Raw genomic sequence first — 16,582 nt, forward strand, 5'->3', positions numbered from 1 at the left:
GTTGCTACTCCTTATGCGAGTTCTGTTTGAGTGGTGGTTTGGGTAGTAGTATTAGCAGTCGTCCGGTTGCTGCTATTTGACTCTGAGCTAAGCTGCATCAAACGTGCGACATAATGCGGGCCACCAGCTTTAGGACCCGTGCCAGACAGACCACAACCACCGAATGGTTGTACGTTTACGACGGCACCGATTTGGTTGCGGTTGATATAAGTATTACCTACAAACGCACGGCGCTCGATGTGCTCAACGGTATTTTCGATACGACTATGAATACCTAGGGTCAAACCAAAGCCTGTCGCGTTGATGGCATCAATCAGCTTATTCAGATCACGTGCTTGATAACGCAGTACGTGCAAAATCGGACCAAAATGCTCGCCACCGATCACGTCGATACTTTTTACTTCGATCGCTGTTGGCAATACAAAGGTAGACTGTTCTTGACTAACAACTGAGCTTGAGCTCATTGGCGTCTGTGCCAAGATAGTCGCCGTTGGCTCAGCGTCCATACGCTCGATATGCGCTTCAAGACTACGTTTGGCATCTGCATCAATCACTGGACCCACATCTGTAGCAGCATATAAAGGATTGCCGACCGACAGCTCAGCCATATTACCTTGTAATAGCTCAATTAAATTATCAGCCATTTCTTCTTGCACGCATAATATACGGCAAGCTGAGCAACGCTGACCTGCTGAACCAAATGCAGATAAGACAGCGTCTCTAACCACTTGTTCTGGCAATGCCGTTGAATCGACAATCATAGCATTCTGACCACCAGTTTCGGCGATAAAGACAGGTAGCTCACCACTGGCTTGTGCATGATTATTTAGGCTTTGGTTAATACGTTGAGCCGTTTGAGTTGAACCCGTAAATATCACACCTGCTATATTGTCAGCCGCTGTCAATGCACCACCAACATCGCCAGCACCGATCACTAACTGTAAGGCTTGTGTTGGTACGCCTGCTTGGTACATTAGCTGAGCACCAAAATGGGCAATCAAGCTGGTTTGTTCGGCAGGTTTCGCCACCACCGTATTACCTGCTGCTAGTGCCGCTACGATTTGACCAGTGTAGATAGCCAATGGAAAGTTCCATGGGCTAATACAGACAAAGGTGCCACGTGGTTTATAAACTTGACGAGATTGCTTGCCAGCCAAATCGGTGAATTCATGCACGACATCGTCTAGACGCTCTGCTTCATCGGCATAAAAACGGCAGAAATCAACGGCTTCTTTGATTTCATCAATACCGTCTTGAAGGGTTTTGCCCGCTTCGATTTGGCATAGCGCCATTAGCTCAGCGTAGTTTTCTTCATAGAGATCAGCTATCTTACGCAATATTTCAGCACGCTTAGCAGCTGATACTGCTTGCCAGACACTTTGCCCTGCCACTGCCGCATCGATTGCTTGACCAGCTATTTCAGCATTGGCATAAGTGACTTCCCCAGCACTTACTTCGTGGTTCCAAGGTGCACGTACGGTTTGAGTCTCAAGCTTATGCGTTACGCCCTCTACTTCATATTCATCAACTGCTTTGCCATTGACGATGGACGTCGCTGACCAAGTTTTATGCAAATGGCTATCGATAGCAGATTTAAAGGGCAGCCATTGTGACTCTACGAATATATTAGGACCAAAACTGGCACGGCGCGCACCATAAATCTCTAACGGCAACGGAATCTCTGGATTGTGTAACGTCGCATTGGCCAGTAGCTTGTCATAGGGATGTACTGTCAGCTTTTCAATCGGATAAGACTTGTCTAGCAGCTGATGGACAAACGAGCTGTTGGCACCGTTTTCGAGCAAGCGACGTACCAAATACGGCAGCAAGTCTTTATGCGCGCCAACTGGGGCATAGATACGTACCGGAATTTTATACGCTTGTAAGATATGATCATAAAGCGCATCGCCCATACCGTGCAAACGCTGAAATTCAAACTCTCTATGCTTACTCATGGTCATAATTGACGCTAGGGTGTGCGCATTGTGTGTCGCAAACTGTGGCCAAATCAAGCCGCGCAGATGATCTGATAATAAGAAACGCGCACAGGCAAGGTAAGCAGTATCCGTGCCTTCTTTGCGTGTCCAAACAGGATAGCCTGACAGACCTTTTTGCTGGGCAAGCTTGATCTCGGTATCCCAGTAGGCACCCTTTACCAGACGTACTGGAATACGATCTCCCACCTCAGTCGATAGACGAGCCAGCCACACCAAAATAGCGATGGCGCGCTTAGAGTAACCTTGCACGACCAAGCCAAGACCATCCCAGTCAGCCGTCAAATTGTCACGGTACAAAGACTCAAACAGTTTTAAAGAAATTTCAAGGCGGTCGGCTTCTTCGGCATCGATACTAAGATCCACATTGACTTCACGTGCCGCTTCGATGAGCAGTAAGCAGCGTTGACGCAATAAACCCATGACTTGGGCTTCTTGCGTGGCTTCATAGCGAGGGTGCAATGCTGACAGCTTAATAGATACTGATGGCTTAGGCATGCCTTCTTTGACTTTGATACTGGCAGTGGCTCTGATCGCATGCAGGTAGTCATTGAAGTATTTTTCAGCATCTTTATGCGCAATAGCCGCTTCACCGAGCATATCAAACGAATAGGTATAGCCTTTATTACGATAAGGTTGGCTGTTTTTATTGGCGTCCTCGATGGTCTCGCCCAATACAAACTGATGACCCATGATACGCATGGCTTTTTGCATGGCACTACGAATAACAGGCTCACCCATCTTTTTGGTCATGCGATCCAAAAAGCCTGATGCTGTGGTACTACTATCAATACTGACGACACGACCTGTCATCATCATGCCCCATGTCGAGGCATTGACCATAAAACCGTTGTCATTTTTGATGTGCTTTTTCCAATCAGCCACACTCATTTTGTCATGAATCAAGGCATCAGCAGTATAATTGTCTGGCACTCGAATCAAGGCTTCTGCCAAGCTCATCAGCAAGATACCTTCTTGGGTATCAAGACTATACTCAAGCAGTAACGAGTCGACCATCTTGACCGCTTTGCCATCATTACGTACATGCTCAACCAGCTGGCGCGTTTGCTCAGCAGCGGCGTCACGTTCTTCTGTACTAGGTTTAGCAAGTGGCAATAATTTGGACAACCAGCGCTCTTCATCAACGCTATACAACGGCGAAATACGGGCGTGCAGCGTTTCTGCCGACTGGGCAATATAATCTGGCGATAGTAAATCGACAGGATTAAACAAAATCGGCTCTTGCGGGGTAAACTGGTCTACTGGGTTCATAACAACTCCATAACTATCGTTTAAAAACCATCATAAATAGTGCTTTAGGAAGTCTGATCGTCTGGTATAACTAGCCATCACCATCATTCATTTAGATGATGGCTATCGATAGATACTTATAACAATAATCAAAAGTCCAAACGGCGCCATCACAAAACGAGAAAATCCAGCGTAGGCTGGAAGCGGTTAAGTAGGTCGTTCGACTGTTAAACGGGCTACGTTAACAATACAAAGGCAACAACGAACAGCTAAGCGGCATTAGTGCCTTCTTCTTGTTTGTAGTGAAAGGAGTGTGATGATCAGATATCGCTACATTAAAACGAAAAAATCGCTTTAGCAAAAAAATCTGCCATCTTGGGTGCTGCTAATTCACTGTAAGAAAAACCTCTACGGCGTTGATTGAGGTGATGCGCTTAACTCGGCTATAATATCATGAAAAAAATTTTCAAACTAACGATATTGCTTATTTTCACAAATTAATATATTTCTAAAAAACAATCAGTTAACAGCACTTTATCCCTTATGACGCACTGGTTATACTTTTCTATTTACTATTGGTGATTAATTGTTTTATTAAATCAAACACTTGAATAAATTTAGGGAAATTTGAGCCATTTTAAATCAAAAAAAACCCCTTTATCGTTTCCGAATAAAGAGGAATTTAACGTAACAAAACTCAAAAGCAGTAAAATAATATCGAAAGCAGTAAAGTAGTATCGAACGCTCACCGCATCCTAGTAAAACTTATAAAACCACCAACTTGGTCAGCAAAATAACGGTCAATACCCAAACCGGGATCGTGATTTCAGAGAATTTACCGGTCATCAGTTTTACCGCGGTAAAGGTGATAAAACCAAGCGCAATACCATCAGCGATAGAGTACGTCAGCGGGGTCAATAACAGAACAACCGCTACAGGAGCCGCTTCTGTCAAATCTTCCCAATTGATTTCTTTTAGGGTAAATAACATCAGTACCGACACATAGAAAATCGCGCCAGCTGTGGCGTAAGCAGGAATCATACCAGCCAATGGTGCAAAGAAAATACTCAGCACAAACAATACGCCAACCGTCACTGCCATCAGACCTGTACGACCACCTGATGCCACTCCAGAAGCACTCTCAATATAACTGGTGGTCGATGACGTACCCAACATTGCACCAGCGACCGTAGCAGTAGAATCCGCCAGTAACGCTTTGTCCATATTAGGAATATTGCCGTCTTTATCAATCAAACCCGCTTTATTGGCAATACCAACCAAACTACCTGTCGTATCAAATAAATCGACGAATAAGAAGGCAAAAATAACGCTGATCATACCAACGTCAAACGCACCCGCAATATCAAGCTCCATCAATGTTGGTGTGATAGATGGCGGCGCAGACATGATGCCAGCAAACTGTGTATGGCCTGTCAACAAGCTAATCACGGTGATAACCAAGATACCAATCGTCACGGCACCTGGGACTTTTTTATAGACCAAACCAATAATAATAAAGAAACCCAAGGCAGCCATCATAGGCGCAAATGAGGTCATGTCACCAAGCATCACCAATGTCGCATCACGACCGACAATGATACCTGAGCTCTGTAGCGCAATAAATGCTAAGAAAGCACCAATACCTGCCACAATACCCTGCTTAAGGCTGTTTGGAATGGCATTGATAACCCATTCGCGAATCTTAAACAAACTCAAAATGATAAACAAGCAACCCGATAAGAAAACAGCACCTAGCGCAGTTTGCCAAGCGTAGCCCATACCCAATACAACGCCGTAGGTAAAAAAGGCGTTCAAACCCATACCTGGTGCGAGTGCCACCGGCAGTCTGGCATAGATACCCATAATAAAGCAGCCTATTGCCGCTGCTAAACAGGTGGCAACAAATACCGCCCCTTTATCCATACCAGCTTCCGCCAATACGTTGGGGTTGACAAAGATGATATAAGCCATGGTCAAAAAGGTAGTTATACCGGCAAGGATTTCCGTTTTGACTGTGGTGTTTTCACCATTAATCCCAAAATAGCGTTCAATTGCATTCATAAGTGTCGCGCCCAGCTTGCTAGTGAAAGAACAAATTTATTGATGCCTAAAATAAATATGACGTCAGCCAATAGATGGCGACGTCATTATCAAAAGACAGCGGTAACAAGGTGCAACATTTTAGAGAAGTTGCGGTACAAATTCAATCATTACCAGTGCCTTATGGGTACAAACCCACCTTTTCAGTCAATTGAGACATAACAGCCAGACAATATTTCAGACATCCGCATATAAATTAACCTTATACTATGGATTGTACAAACAGCTGTTAATTATTTGGTATTTAACACTTTAACAAATGACCTTTTCGACATTTAGCAGTACACTAGGCGGCTGATAGCAATATGCATCATGACTGTCATATTATATTTTCGTTATTAAAGATCCTATCTGGTCTGCGTGTCGCGCCATACCAGCTATTATTAATTACCCATGAGTCCCATACATGCCTGAATCATTAAATATTATCGACCTTATTACCCAAGCCAGTCTCTTGGTGCAGATTGTGATGGCATTATTGTTATTGGCGTCTTTAGTCAGTTGGGTAATTATCTTTCGTATGAGCGCGCGGCTTGGTACGGCCAAAAATTTCGATCAACAGTTTGAAACTTGGTTTTGGTCAGGTGAAGACTTAGCCAAGCTTTACCAAGGCGTGCAAGGTTCTCCTGAACGCCAAGGACTTGAGCAAATATTTTATGTGGGATTTTCTGAATACTTAAGAATGCATAAAAAGCGCCAACCCAAGGATGACATCATCGATGGTGTTGAGCGCAAGCTACGAGTCGGTTTAGGACGTCAGCAGCAACTATTAGAATCAGGACTGACCACGCTAGCGAGCATTGGCTCAGTCGCGCCTTATGTTGGATTGTTCGGTACAGTTTGGGGCATCATGAACGCCTTTTTAGGATTGTCACAAACGGAGCAAGCAACCCTCGCCTCTGTTGCACCTGGTATTGCTGAAGCACTAATCGCAACCGCTATGGGCTTGTTTGCAGCGATTCCTGCCGTACTGGCGTATAACCACTTTACCGCCAAATCTAGTCGCCTTTATGACTCACGTGCTTTATTTTGTGATGAAATGACAGGCATGCTCCAGCGCGAGACCAGTGCAGAAAGCACTTTTGGTAGAGACAATATCGCTACGAGAGAAACGACATCTACGGCCAATCAGGCACAAGGACTATGAAATCATGAAACAGAGTCCCTATCGCCGTGAAAAAAAAGCGCTAAATGCGGAGATGAATGTCGTTCCTTATATCGATGTGATGTTGGTGCTGCTCGTCATATTTATGGTCACAGCGCCCATGCTGATTACGGGCGTCGATGTTGACTTGCCAAAAGAGCAAACCAATACCATGAGCCAAAGCCAACTACCCGTCATTGTGTCCTTGACCGATAGTGGCGATATTTTTATCAGTTATGAAGACAATGTTGACTTGCCTATCAGTGAGCCAGAATTGATTGATACGCTCGCCAATCTGCAAAGCCAAAGCAGCAATGTAGGCGCTCAGCCCGTACAAGTGATGATTAATGCCGATCAAAACAATCAATATGGCGCTATCATGACACTCATGGCCACCTTACAACAAGCAGGCATTCAAAAGGTGGGATTATTAACAGGCGCACCCTTGCCCACACCATCATTGTAATAAATCCTATTCCTCGCTCAGCTTGCTATAATAAAGTAGATAATTTGATGAACCTCGTCCTTGAGTATCTTTAACATGCATAATGCCCCTGTCGTTTATGTACCGACCCAACCTGAAGGCAATGGGCTAACATTGCCTACGCTACTTAGCGTGCTGGCACATGGTCTGGTGATTGGGATACTCGTTTATACTTATCAACACACTAAAACCGACACTGTGGAAAGTATTGAGACGGTCATGGTCTCCCCTGAGCAATTGGCTGAAATGCAAGGTCAAATCCTTGCCAATCGTGCAGCGGCAGCTAGCGCGATGCAAGCTGAAACTAGCACAAGCAGTGCACCGAGTACCTCATCATCAGAAAGCTTTAGCGATAGTGCCAGTCAGCCAATGCTGATGAGCGAGGAACAAAATCAGCGTCTGCTTGAGCAAAATCAAGAATACGAGCGCAATATGGCTGAGTTTGCAGCACAATTAGATGAGTCGGTGACAGAAGAGCATAGTCAGGTGGAGCAAAACAAAAATGAAAAGCTGATAGAAGAACAAAATCAGCTGGGCGATTTCCGTCATAAACAAAATAATCCGCCTCATATTCCACGCCCGACTGCGACTGATAAAAATTTAAAGATTAATACAGGTAATTCTGGTAGCGCAGGTCAGAGATACGATCTAGAAGCAGACGGCAACTCAACAACATCTAATGGTGGTAGTAGCAGTACCTCTCGTTCTACTGGTGAGTTCAAAAGTGCTATATTAAGTAAAATACAAAGCAAACTTGATACCCCAATCGAAACACAGGGTCTAACCACGTCATTGTCGCTCAAATTAGATACCAGAGGCAACGTGAAATCTGCAAAGGCTAGTGGTCCAAATGCTGTCGTCAACCAAGCAGTTGAAAAAGCTGCACGCGCTGCTAGCCCATTGCCAATTGATTTAGATAATCCTGAAAGTTTTACAAATTTGACAATCAACGTTACTATTAATTGATTTTGCATAGCCTCTAATTCTATATCGTTAATGATTTTCTACTATCTTAAGGTTCTGGTTTATGAGTTTAAGCAAGTGTCATATATTACGTAATACCTCAACTTTGCTGCTATTGCTATCTTTCTCTCTACTATCTAGCTACTCTGTCGCTGGCACATTACCAGAAAGCCATAATGTCAAAAATGAGTTTATGGATCAAAAAGCCTTGTTTGCCGCTATTACTACTAGAAAAAATGATTTAAGTAATGAGAGTCATGTAACAACAGCTATATTAGAAAAAATTAAACGTAATATTACTCTACCCACTGCTACCCCAGAATCAACAACTACTTTATACTTTAAGTTGGATGAAAAAGGTAATGTGTTATCTGTTAAGGCTCAAGATGCAAATCCTGCTGTAAATCAGGCAGTGGAAAAAGCTGCTCTATCTGCTAGTCCATTACCCATTGGCTTAAATAAACCTGAAAACTTTAAAGACTTGATAATTAAAATTAACGTTCAATAAAAAATACCTAACGTTGTACAGTTAATCTCACTATAAATAATAATTAAGCCTGTATGATGAACCAATTATTTCTATTTTAGGATATTACTTCATGAAGCTATCTACACATTCTATCCTTCGTGCCACTTCAAGCCTGTTGTTAATCACTCCCTTGTTATCAGTGCCTGCTTATGCTGCTGAATCAATGGTGCTTGATATGACTGTTACCGCGCCAAGACAACAAAACCAAGTCGCGTTTGTACCCTTTGCTGGTGATTCTGTATTATCGCCGATTATTCTAAATGATTTAAGCAAAACAGAGCTAAAAGTGACTAGCAAAGATCTACCACAGCAGCCGCGCAGTAGCAGCGAGCTGGCAGGCACATTGCCAGTATGGCAAAGCATGGGGATTCCTTATCTAGTGGTCGGCAGCACCCGCAGCAATCGCGGTAAAATAGTAACCGATTACGAAGTAATTGACGTTAAATCTGGTAGAGTAATCGAAGGCAAACAAAGCTTAACGGCTGACAATAATAAAGAAAGCATGCGCTATGCTGGTCACGTCATCGCTGATAAAGTATATGAGCTAATTACTGGTACGCCAGGTGACTTTTCAGGGCGTATTGCTTATATTGAAGAGACTGGTACTGGTAAAGAAAAAGTCTCACGTTTAAAAGTAATGGATGCCGATGGCGAAAATGCCAAAACCATTACTGAAGTAACCGGTTCTATCTTTTCACCAACATGGTCGCCAGATGGCAATCGCATTGCTTATTCCGTACAACGTGATAAATCTTATCCCGTTATTTATGTACAAAGTGTGAGCGGTGGCGGTGCAACTCCGTTAACCCCCTTCCCTGGCAGCAATCTCAGTCCATCATTCTCTCCTGATGGCAGCAAGATATTATTCTCTAGCAGCTTTGAAGGCAGTGCCGATATTTATGAGATGAGTGCCAGTGGTGGTCAACCTAGAAGACTTATCAATTGGCCAAGTAGCGAAGTGCAACCAAGTTATGCGCCTGATGGCAAATCCTTTGTTTTTGTATCAGACAAAACTGGATTTAACAAACCACAGATTTATCGTTATGAGTTTGGTTCAGGACGTACTACTAAGGTATCAAGTAGCGGTTATGCCACTAGCCCGCAATTTAGTAACGATGGCTCACAAATTGCCTTTTTAAGTGGTCGCTCAGCGGCGATCATGAATAGCGGCGGCGCTGTTACTACTAACTTGGGCAATACGGGTATCGATGAAGCGCCAAGCTTTTCGCCTAATGGTAAGCGTGTCGTTTACGCCTCAAAGCAAGGTGGCAAAGGTGTATTAACCATCAAATCATTGAATGGTGGTGAGTCGTTTGGTAAGTCTGGTCAAGGCACTATTCGCTCACCAGTCTGGTCATCGAGTCCTAAATAAATCCTCTTTCTTAATTCATAAAGTCTTGCTCATAAAAAAGCGCCTAATTATTTATTAGGCGCTTTTTTATATTGCGAAGCACGGTTAAATCATTTCGCTACTAGCATGTATTGGACAATTATCGATCAAAATAGTAAACACGATTAATCATCACTCGGATCACCCGCTGATGGATTGGAATGCCGCAGTTTTGCCACATCTTCAGCAGTCACGGTATCAGTAAAACCATTTAAGTCACTGACCACATATTGAGTAACCGCCGCCATCTGCGCATCGTTCATCATCCCATGGAATGAGGGCATACCACGAAAGCCATTAATCAAGATATCGATGATGTAATACTTTGATTGCATCTTACTGTTATTCGCCAGTGGCGGATAATAGCCTGCACCGTAAGCACCCTCGCCTTTGTGCATGTGACAAGCCGCACAAGAGTCGTGATACAGCTTTTTGCCATCTGTCGTTACAAAGCCATTTGTGCCTTCAAACTTTGCGTCCCATTCAGTAATACTTGGGTCGTCTTCCATATTGGGCAATGAGCTGTCGTCGACAATATTGATAGCAGGTGCAGTAAGCTCTTCACGGCTCATATAAACGCCGCCCCATGCACCCGTATTTCGGCTTGCTTGATAGTCATTGGTTGTTAAGGAATCCTGATCTTGTACACTGGAAACCGTCACTTCATCATCTGGCTGTTGACTACAGCCCAACAGTGCTGCACTGCTTATCCCACTCAGCAGCATCAGCGTCAGCAGTTTGAGTGTCATGTTTTTCATGACTCTTTTCTCCGCGATTGCCTTCTTCACGATTGCATTGTCCATGATAGCCTCTGAATCTTATAGTTATTTATATAACCCAAGCGTTATTAAACCAGCATTTTTGCTTTTTTATGTAGGCGCTTTGCGGCATCCATACCAGATAAAATAGCGCCTTCTTGCCATGCCGGAATGTGTGAGCAATGCTCGCCCGCCAGCACAATACGATTATCAATACTGCACAAGGTATCGTAATGCTGACGACGGGTTGACTCATTCCAAATACCGTAACAGCCGAGCGTCCATGGGATACGGTGCCAGACAACTGATGTCCCTGCACGGAATTCTTTTGGATACTGAGGATGGATGTATTTACCATAAGCAAGCGCAACATTAATACGTTCTTGCGGCGTTAAGCTATTAAACTTATAAGACGTCGGACCATAACCATACGCACCGAGTAGCACGCCCGTACCATCTTTAAACATATTTTGTGACGGGTAGGCAATCTGCGCAATGGGCATGTCGGTATAAGTCAGACCACCAAATATCCATTCATCTTCTTCCCAAAAGCGGCGGTTGAACTCTAGACCAACTTTATAAGAGGTTTCATAAGGCACGGCGGCCATCGCCTGCTTCATTGGTTTTGAGACATTGATATCCATCTGCGTCAGCACCGTTAGCGGAATATTGCACACGCACCAATCTGCACGAATGGTCTTGGTAGCACCATCTGGACTGTTGCTGTCGACATAATCGACGGTGACGCCACTGTCATCTTGATGAATTTTAGTGACCTTTGCATTAAACTCAATCATATCGCGACATTCACGGGTGAACGCATCACCAATTTTCCCCATACCACCTACTGGCTGAAACATCGTCGGTTGATGACCATAAGTCATATGGTTGCCATAAATATCTGCCCACATACCTGAATCTAGTATCTCACTGATCGGCAAAGGTTTTGATGGCGTCGCATCAGGCATCAAGCCACCACCCGGAAACACACTAAAGCCACGATGTTTACTGGTCTCATTACTGGCGCGGTAACGATAATCTTTATCTAGCACCCCCCAGCCTTTTAAACCTTCTAATAACTTTTCTTTGTCCTCAGTATTGACCGAGCGATCAAGACCACCAACGTTAACTGATTTCGATAGTAGCTCCGCGACATGACCTTGGATGTCGTTTTTCACATCACCCAAGCGCTGCGGCACGCCGTCGAAATGAGTACTGCGATGCAAATAAGCACGATCATTGGTTTGAATAAAGGGCTGCATTTCAACGCCAAACTGTTTGCAATAATGGAAGACGGCATAATGATGGCTTGGCAGACGCCACGGTCCACCATTAAAGTAATTGCCCTCTTCAAAATCACAGGTGACTTCTTCGCCGCCAAGCTCGGTATATTTGTCCCCACTGTTCAATGTCCAGCTACGACCGCCGCCACGATTTTGATATTCGAGTACTTTGACATCGTAACCCGCTTTACGTAACTCATAAGCTGCAGTCAGCCCGCCAAGACCCGCACCAAGAATGACGATACTAGCGCCAGGAGGTGCACCCTTAAGATCCATGGTCTCTTTAAAACTCGACTCTGACGCAAATCCTAACGTCGTCATTGCCTGATACATCGCAGTCGCGCCCGCTGTTTTACCAATCATCGAGAGCAGTTGGCGCCGCGTTGGTGATTGAAGCATGTCTTTCATAATAATGTCCTTAAAGTAGACGTTCCTGCAAGACGGTAGGCATATATATTATTAATCAACTCGACTTAGTTCTACGTCTGTTTTTCGAGCTGTTGTGCCTTACCATGTTGCCTGTAGATCTTGTCCTATAATAAATATGTAAATCGTCTTTATAGAATCAATGAATTAACGACGGCGCCTAGACCGCAAGATTGCTCGTATAATAAACACAATGATAATAATAGCCACGATGATGCCGATTACTGCCAGTAAGCCCGCATATTTGATTAAGAAGGGCTTGTCAGTACCTGTCGTTGCGATACGATCAACATCACTAGCACTCACCTCACTACTGTTGAGACCACCAAAATTCACACGCACATAATTGGTAATACCAGCGATTTGCTCGCTATTTAGCTCATCTGAAAACCCTGGCATGATAGGTGACGTGTTAGTCGCGCCTTCTACCCCATGAAGAATCATATTGACCAGCGCATCAGGTTTCTCACGGCGAATACTGCTGAGTCCAACGATAGGGGCGTAACGCGCATCAGGCTGACCATAACCGTCAACGCCGTGACAGCTGCCACAGGCTGCCAAATATAGCGATTCTGGTGAATTGCTGCCATTACTCACCTGTGCTTTGGCTTGGGCTAAATAATCTTTTTGCGCCAGTAAATCATGAGTGATAGATTCGCTAATGGGTGTTGGTAAACGCGAGACATCAACGGCTGCAACCTTATCATCTGTTTGGATAGCAGGCACCGCTTTTAGATAAGAAGCAATGGCATTCAAATCTTCATTTTTTAAGTAGCGCGTACTATGTGCAACCGCCTCGCCCATAGGACCACCCGCATAGGCACGCTGGTCAAGCTCACCAGTACGCAGATAAGTGACGATATCTTGCTCACTCCAACTACCGATACCGCTCGACTCGTCAGGCGTGATATTTGGTGCATGCCAATGACCAAGCTGAGCACCTGATAGATACATTTTTTTATCGAAACCCATAGTGCTATTACGCGGGGTATGGCAAGTGCCGCAGTGCTCTAAGTTATTGACAATATATTCACCACGTTGCTGCGTCTCGGTGAGACCATCACGGTTTTCAGTAGACGGAACATTAAGAAAATTCCAGCCAATCATTAAGCTGCGAATGTTAAAGGGAAATGGCAGGTCAGTTTTATATTTTGGTGCTTCATCGATAGCAGGTACGGTTTGCAGATAAGCAAACAACGCACTGATATCTTCTTCTTTCATGCCACTATAAGAAGGATATGGCATGGCAGGGTAAAGCATATGGCTTGGCGTAAGACCTTTTTGCAACGCGTTCTTTAGGTCCGTTTCGGTATAATCACCGATACCATAACGTTTAGACGGGGTAATATTGGTTGAATAGATATCTCCCATCGGCGTTTCGATCGCTGTACCGCCAGTATAGTCTTCGCCATGACATGCCATGCAATCGGCCGCACGGGCAATGTAAGCACCGCGATTGACAAGCTCGCTATTGGCTGGACTAATATTAGGTAAACTGGCATTAGGCAGGCTAGCATTCGCTAGGCTGGTATTGACGACGCTTGCGCCTTCAGCCATCGCAGCGCTGGAGGTCATACCAATGACGAGCATCGATAACATCACAGAAATTGGCTTCATAATATCCTCATATAGCTGGCACCTAGGGTGTTGTAATTATTATTAGTATGAACGATTTAGATGAAACATTTAGTATTGAGCAAGCCTTAATGAGTGACGACTTGTTATACTCAATTGACAGTCCATTAAATGAGGTAGCAAATCATCCAGTAAATGCTTAATAAAATAGCGTGATAAAAGTAATTTCATAAACATAGTTACTAAATGATGTCTACTCACTCTACTAATGTAAGACTATTTCGCTACTATTACTTAATGAGTAACGTATTGGTCTCAAATTTTTACAAAACGTAAAGAACTGCATTATCATTATCAGTTTTTGATAACGTAATATATTTTTTTATATTATAATAATAAGCTATTTGAATAATATCTTTAAAATCAGTAACTAAAGTTCTATTTTTTGGGCGCATATCTTTTATAGAAAACCTATCATTGTGAATAATTGTCATATATGCGCTTCATTTTTTGTCATCATCGATTTTAGTTGTACATAATAGATACATAGACTTAAGTTAGCACTCGCTTTTCTTACCAGTCAAATTTTTATAATGCTATGAAACAAGCTATTGCAACGCACCATATTTTCTTTATGATAGGCGCTATTTCCACGTTGCCGATCGCCGCCTGAGACACCAATATGAAGTTACCGATTCTTGCTTATATACTTACATCAGCGCTGTTAATGACAGGCTGCCAATCATTTCAATTTGTCGACAGCCCTATCCCTGTGAATACCACCCCTACCAATAGCATCTTGGTCAAAAATACGCCTGCCACCACTGTGCAGGTTCAAAATAATGCCAGTACAAAAAATCAAAATTAGTGCCATCACATTCATAAAATAAGCAAAAAAAAGGCAGATATCGGTTTGATATCTGCCTTTAATGTTTAATAAATTACCTTGAATGATTCAATAGCCATTCATTTCAAGGGCGCGCCGCTGGCTGATGCTTGATAATTGTCTTAGCCAAATGATCGCCGAACCAAATAGCCGTATCAATATCTCCCCGTCCTGGCGTTTCCTCAGGGGGACCATCAAGCGACTGGGTCATCAAGCCCAAAAAGCTAGATAAACGGTTTAAATCATGAGCCTCATGACCTGTCGGCATCAGCGGTAATCCAATCCAGTTCATGCCATGCTGCATCGCATACAAAGAAATCTGCTGCAATACCGCCAGCTTATCACCGCTCAGCCCACCAGAGTTAGCAAAAGCGGCTGCCCATTTGCCTTCCCATTTACGATGATACCAGCGCTTTGAGGTTTCATCCATAAAAGTCTTAAATTCAGCAGTGACACTACCCATATATACGGCACTACCGAAAACCAGCAAATCCGCCTGATCCAAATAATCCCAGTCAACCTTGTGGACATCAACGGCTTTGGCCTGTGCTGCTGGCAATTGCTGATGCGCCCCTTTAACGATCGCTTCAGCGACGCGCTTGGTATGACCGTAGTTGCTATGATAAATAACAGCAATAGATACAGTCGGTATGCTATCAGTAGTGGACGATTTGGCAGGTGTATTCATACAAACTCTAATAATGGCTATAAATGGTTAAATAAAAACAATATAAGTTCAACAGTTAATTGCGCGCAACAGCAAATAGCGTAATCCTACGCAGCGCCACGTACAATGACCAGCGCCATTCGACCTGTAGCAGGCTGCTGCAAATGCGTTTGACGCCGATAAGAATAATAGTGGTCATCAGTATAACTACAGCTGCTAGATAAGGCATCATCTACTATAACGCCCGCCGCACTAAGCTGATCTGCTGCCAACTTTGGTAAGTTTAGCTTGATTTTTCTCGCGTCAACTGTGTTACAGCTTGACAGCTTATCAACCGTATCCTGTACATGTTGAGTATTGCTATCGCCTTTAATAGTAGCCACAGAATCTATGACATATAACGAATCAAAATGTTCAATACTGGCTGTGTTCAATAACTTATTTTCTGTGCAACCTTTCAATAATTGATGGCGAACCTGAGCGCCAACTTCATAGCTGTCTTGACTGATACAAACACCAATCCAAGCTTTGATTTGTCCCGACTGCGTAAAACAGTGCACAGTCGCTTGAATAACCCCGCAAGCCAGACCTTGCCAACCCGCGTGAATCGCTGCTATTTGACCACTAGCTGGCTGATATAGAACTATCGACACGCAGTCAGCCGTCATTATCGCCAGCCCAAGCCCTTGTTGCCGACTGACCATCGCGTCAGCAGACATTGGCATCATACCTAGCGCTGTGCCATCAATATCATGAATTTGCTTACCGTGAACTTGGTTAACCCAGTGTAAGCGTTTGATGGGTACCTGTTGGCAGGCTGTCGACGATAAGGGTGCAAGCTGCTCATTGATGGCAGATAATAAACGCATGCGATTGCTCAGTACTTTTGCAGCATCGTCATTGACATGCAAACCTAAATTTAGCTCACCATAATTCGCTTGACGTTGCTGCCGTACTAGCTGTACTGTGGGCTGGTCTTGTGAGTCAACGTCATCGCTTGAAAAGGCAGCTGTTTGAAAAACAGCCACATCATCAATCTGTGCAAGCAATGTCATAGGAAACTGATGAGTCATGGCTGATTTACCGTCTTAATGAGTCATTTTTATGTCACGGATCGCTATTTACTACTAGG

At 43.9% G+C, this 16,582-nt stretch carries 13 protein-coding genes; 6 read left to right on the forward strand and 7 right to left on the reverse strand.

The window, feature by feature from the left end:
• Window positions 1-11 precede the first annotated feature (11 nt).
• Window positions 12-3,266 carry a bifunctional proline dehydrogenase/L-glutamate gamma-semialdehyde dehydrogenase PutA gene (gene putA, locus B2575_RS12385; protein WP_296242381.1) on the reverse strand — a complete coding sequence of 1,085 codons (3,255 nt, stop codon included), beginning with the start codon at window positions 3,264-3,266 and terminating at the stop codon, window positions 12-14.
• A gap of 744 nt (window positions 3,267-4,010) precedes the next feature.
• A complete protein-coding gene (locus tag B2575_RS12390; protein ID WP_055124161.1) occupies window positions 4,011-5,306 on the reverse strand; it encodes an NCS2 family permease in 1,296 nt (431 codons plus the stop codon).
• 445 nt (window positions 5,307-5,751) lie between these two features.
• On the opposite strand from B2575_RS12390, the gene tolQ reads away from it, so the two are divergent.
• From tolQ to B2575_RS12415, 5 genes are all read left to right on the forward strand, one after another.
• A complete protein-coding gene (tolQ, locus tag B2575_RS12395; RefSeq protein ID WP_296242383.1) occupies window positions 5,752-6,492 on the forward strand; it encodes a protein TolQ in 741 nt (246 codons plus the stop codon).
• Window positions 6,493-6,496: 4 nt separating this feature from the next.
• Window positions 6,497-6,955 carry a protein TolR gene (tolR, locus tag B2575_RS12400; protein WP_045446195.1) on the forward strand — a complete coding sequence of 153 codons (459 nt, stop codon included), beginning with the start codon at window positions 6,497-6,499 and terminating at the stop codon, window positions 6,953-6,955.
• A 60-nt stretch (window positions 6,956-7,015) separates the two neighbouring features.
• Entirely contained in the window at window positions 7,016-7,939 is a 924-nt protein-coding gene (locus tag B2575_RS12405) for a cell envelope integrity protein TolA (protein WP_296242386.1), read from the forward strand.
• Between the two features lie 61 nt (window positions 7,940-8,000).
• Window positions 8,001-8,444 (forward strand): hypothetical protein, encoded by a 444-nt coding sequence (locus B2575_RS12410; RefSeq protein ID WP_296242388.1) that lies wholly within the window; start codon window positions 8,001-8,003, stop codon window positions 8,442-8,444.
• 91 nt (window positions 8,445-8,535) lie between these two features.
• Window positions 8,536-9,837: a PD40 domain-containing protein gene (locus B2575_RS12415; RefSeq protein ID WP_109591351.1), complete on the forward strand. Its 1,302-nt coding sequence runs from the start codon at window positions 8,536-8,538 to the stop codon at window positions 9,835-9,837.
• Between the two features lie 143 nt (window positions 9,838-9,980).
• Here B2575_RS12415 and B2575_RS12420 read toward each other — a convergent pair whose 3' ends face one another.
• The 3 genes from B2575_RS12420 to B2575_RS12430 all read right to left on the reverse strand — a co-directional run bounded on the left by B2575_RS12420 (window position 9,981) and on the right by B2575_RS12430 (window position 13,939).
• Window positions 9,981-10,613, reverse strand: coding sequence for a c-type cytochrome (locus B2575_RS12420; RefSeq protein ID WP_296242458.1), 633 nt, complete (start codon window positions 10,611-10,613; stop codon window positions 9,981-9,983).
• Between the two features lie 89 nt (window positions 10,614-10,702).
• Window positions 10,703-12,304, reverse strand: a complete 1,602-nt coding sequence (locus tag B2575_RS12425; protein WP_060490921.1) for a flavin monoamine oxidase family protein — start codon at window positions 12,302-12,304, stop codon at window positions 10,703-10,705.
• 165 nt (window positions 12,305-12,469) lie between these two features.
• Entirely contained in the window at window positions 12,470-13,939 is a 1,470-nt protein-coding gene (locus B2575_RS12430; RefSeq protein ID WP_296242390.1) for a cytochrome c, read from the reverse strand.
• Window positions 13,940-14,579: 640 nt separating this feature from the next.
• On the opposite strand from B2575_RS12430, the gene B2575_RS12435 reads away from it, so the two are divergent.
• On the forward strand, window positions 14,580-14,765 hold the full coding sequence (locus B2575_RS12435; RefSeq protein WP_296242393.1) for a hypothetical protein: 186 nt from the start codon (window positions 14,580-14,582) through the stop codon (window positions 14,763-14,765).
• A 103-nt stretch (window positions 14,766-14,868) separates the two neighbouring features.
• On the opposite strand, the gene B2575_RS12440 is transcribed toward B2575_RS12435, so the two are convergent.
• Together B2575_RS12440 and B2575_RS12445 are read right to left on the reverse strand one after the other, a co-directional pair.
• Window positions 14,869-15,471 (reverse strand): flavodoxin family protein, encoded by a 603-nt coding sequence (locus B2575_RS12440; protein WP_238049054.1) that lies wholly within the window; start codon window positions 15,469-15,471, stop codon window positions 14,869-14,871.
• Between the two features lie 86 nt (window positions 15,472-15,557).
• Window positions 15,558-16,523, reverse strand: a complete 966-nt coding sequence (locus B2575_RS12445; protein ID WP_296242396.1) for a polyphenol oxidase family protein — start codon at window positions 16,521-16,523, stop codon at window positions 15,558-15,560.
• Between the last annotated feature and the right edge of the window lie 59 nt (window positions 16,524-16,582).

Source organism: Psychrobacter sp. UBA6739, assembly GCF_002453835.1.
GTDB classification, from domain to species: domain Bacteria; phylum Pseudomonadota; class Gammaproteobacteria; order Pseudomonadales; family Moraxellaceae; genus Psychrobacter; species Psychrobacter immobilis_A.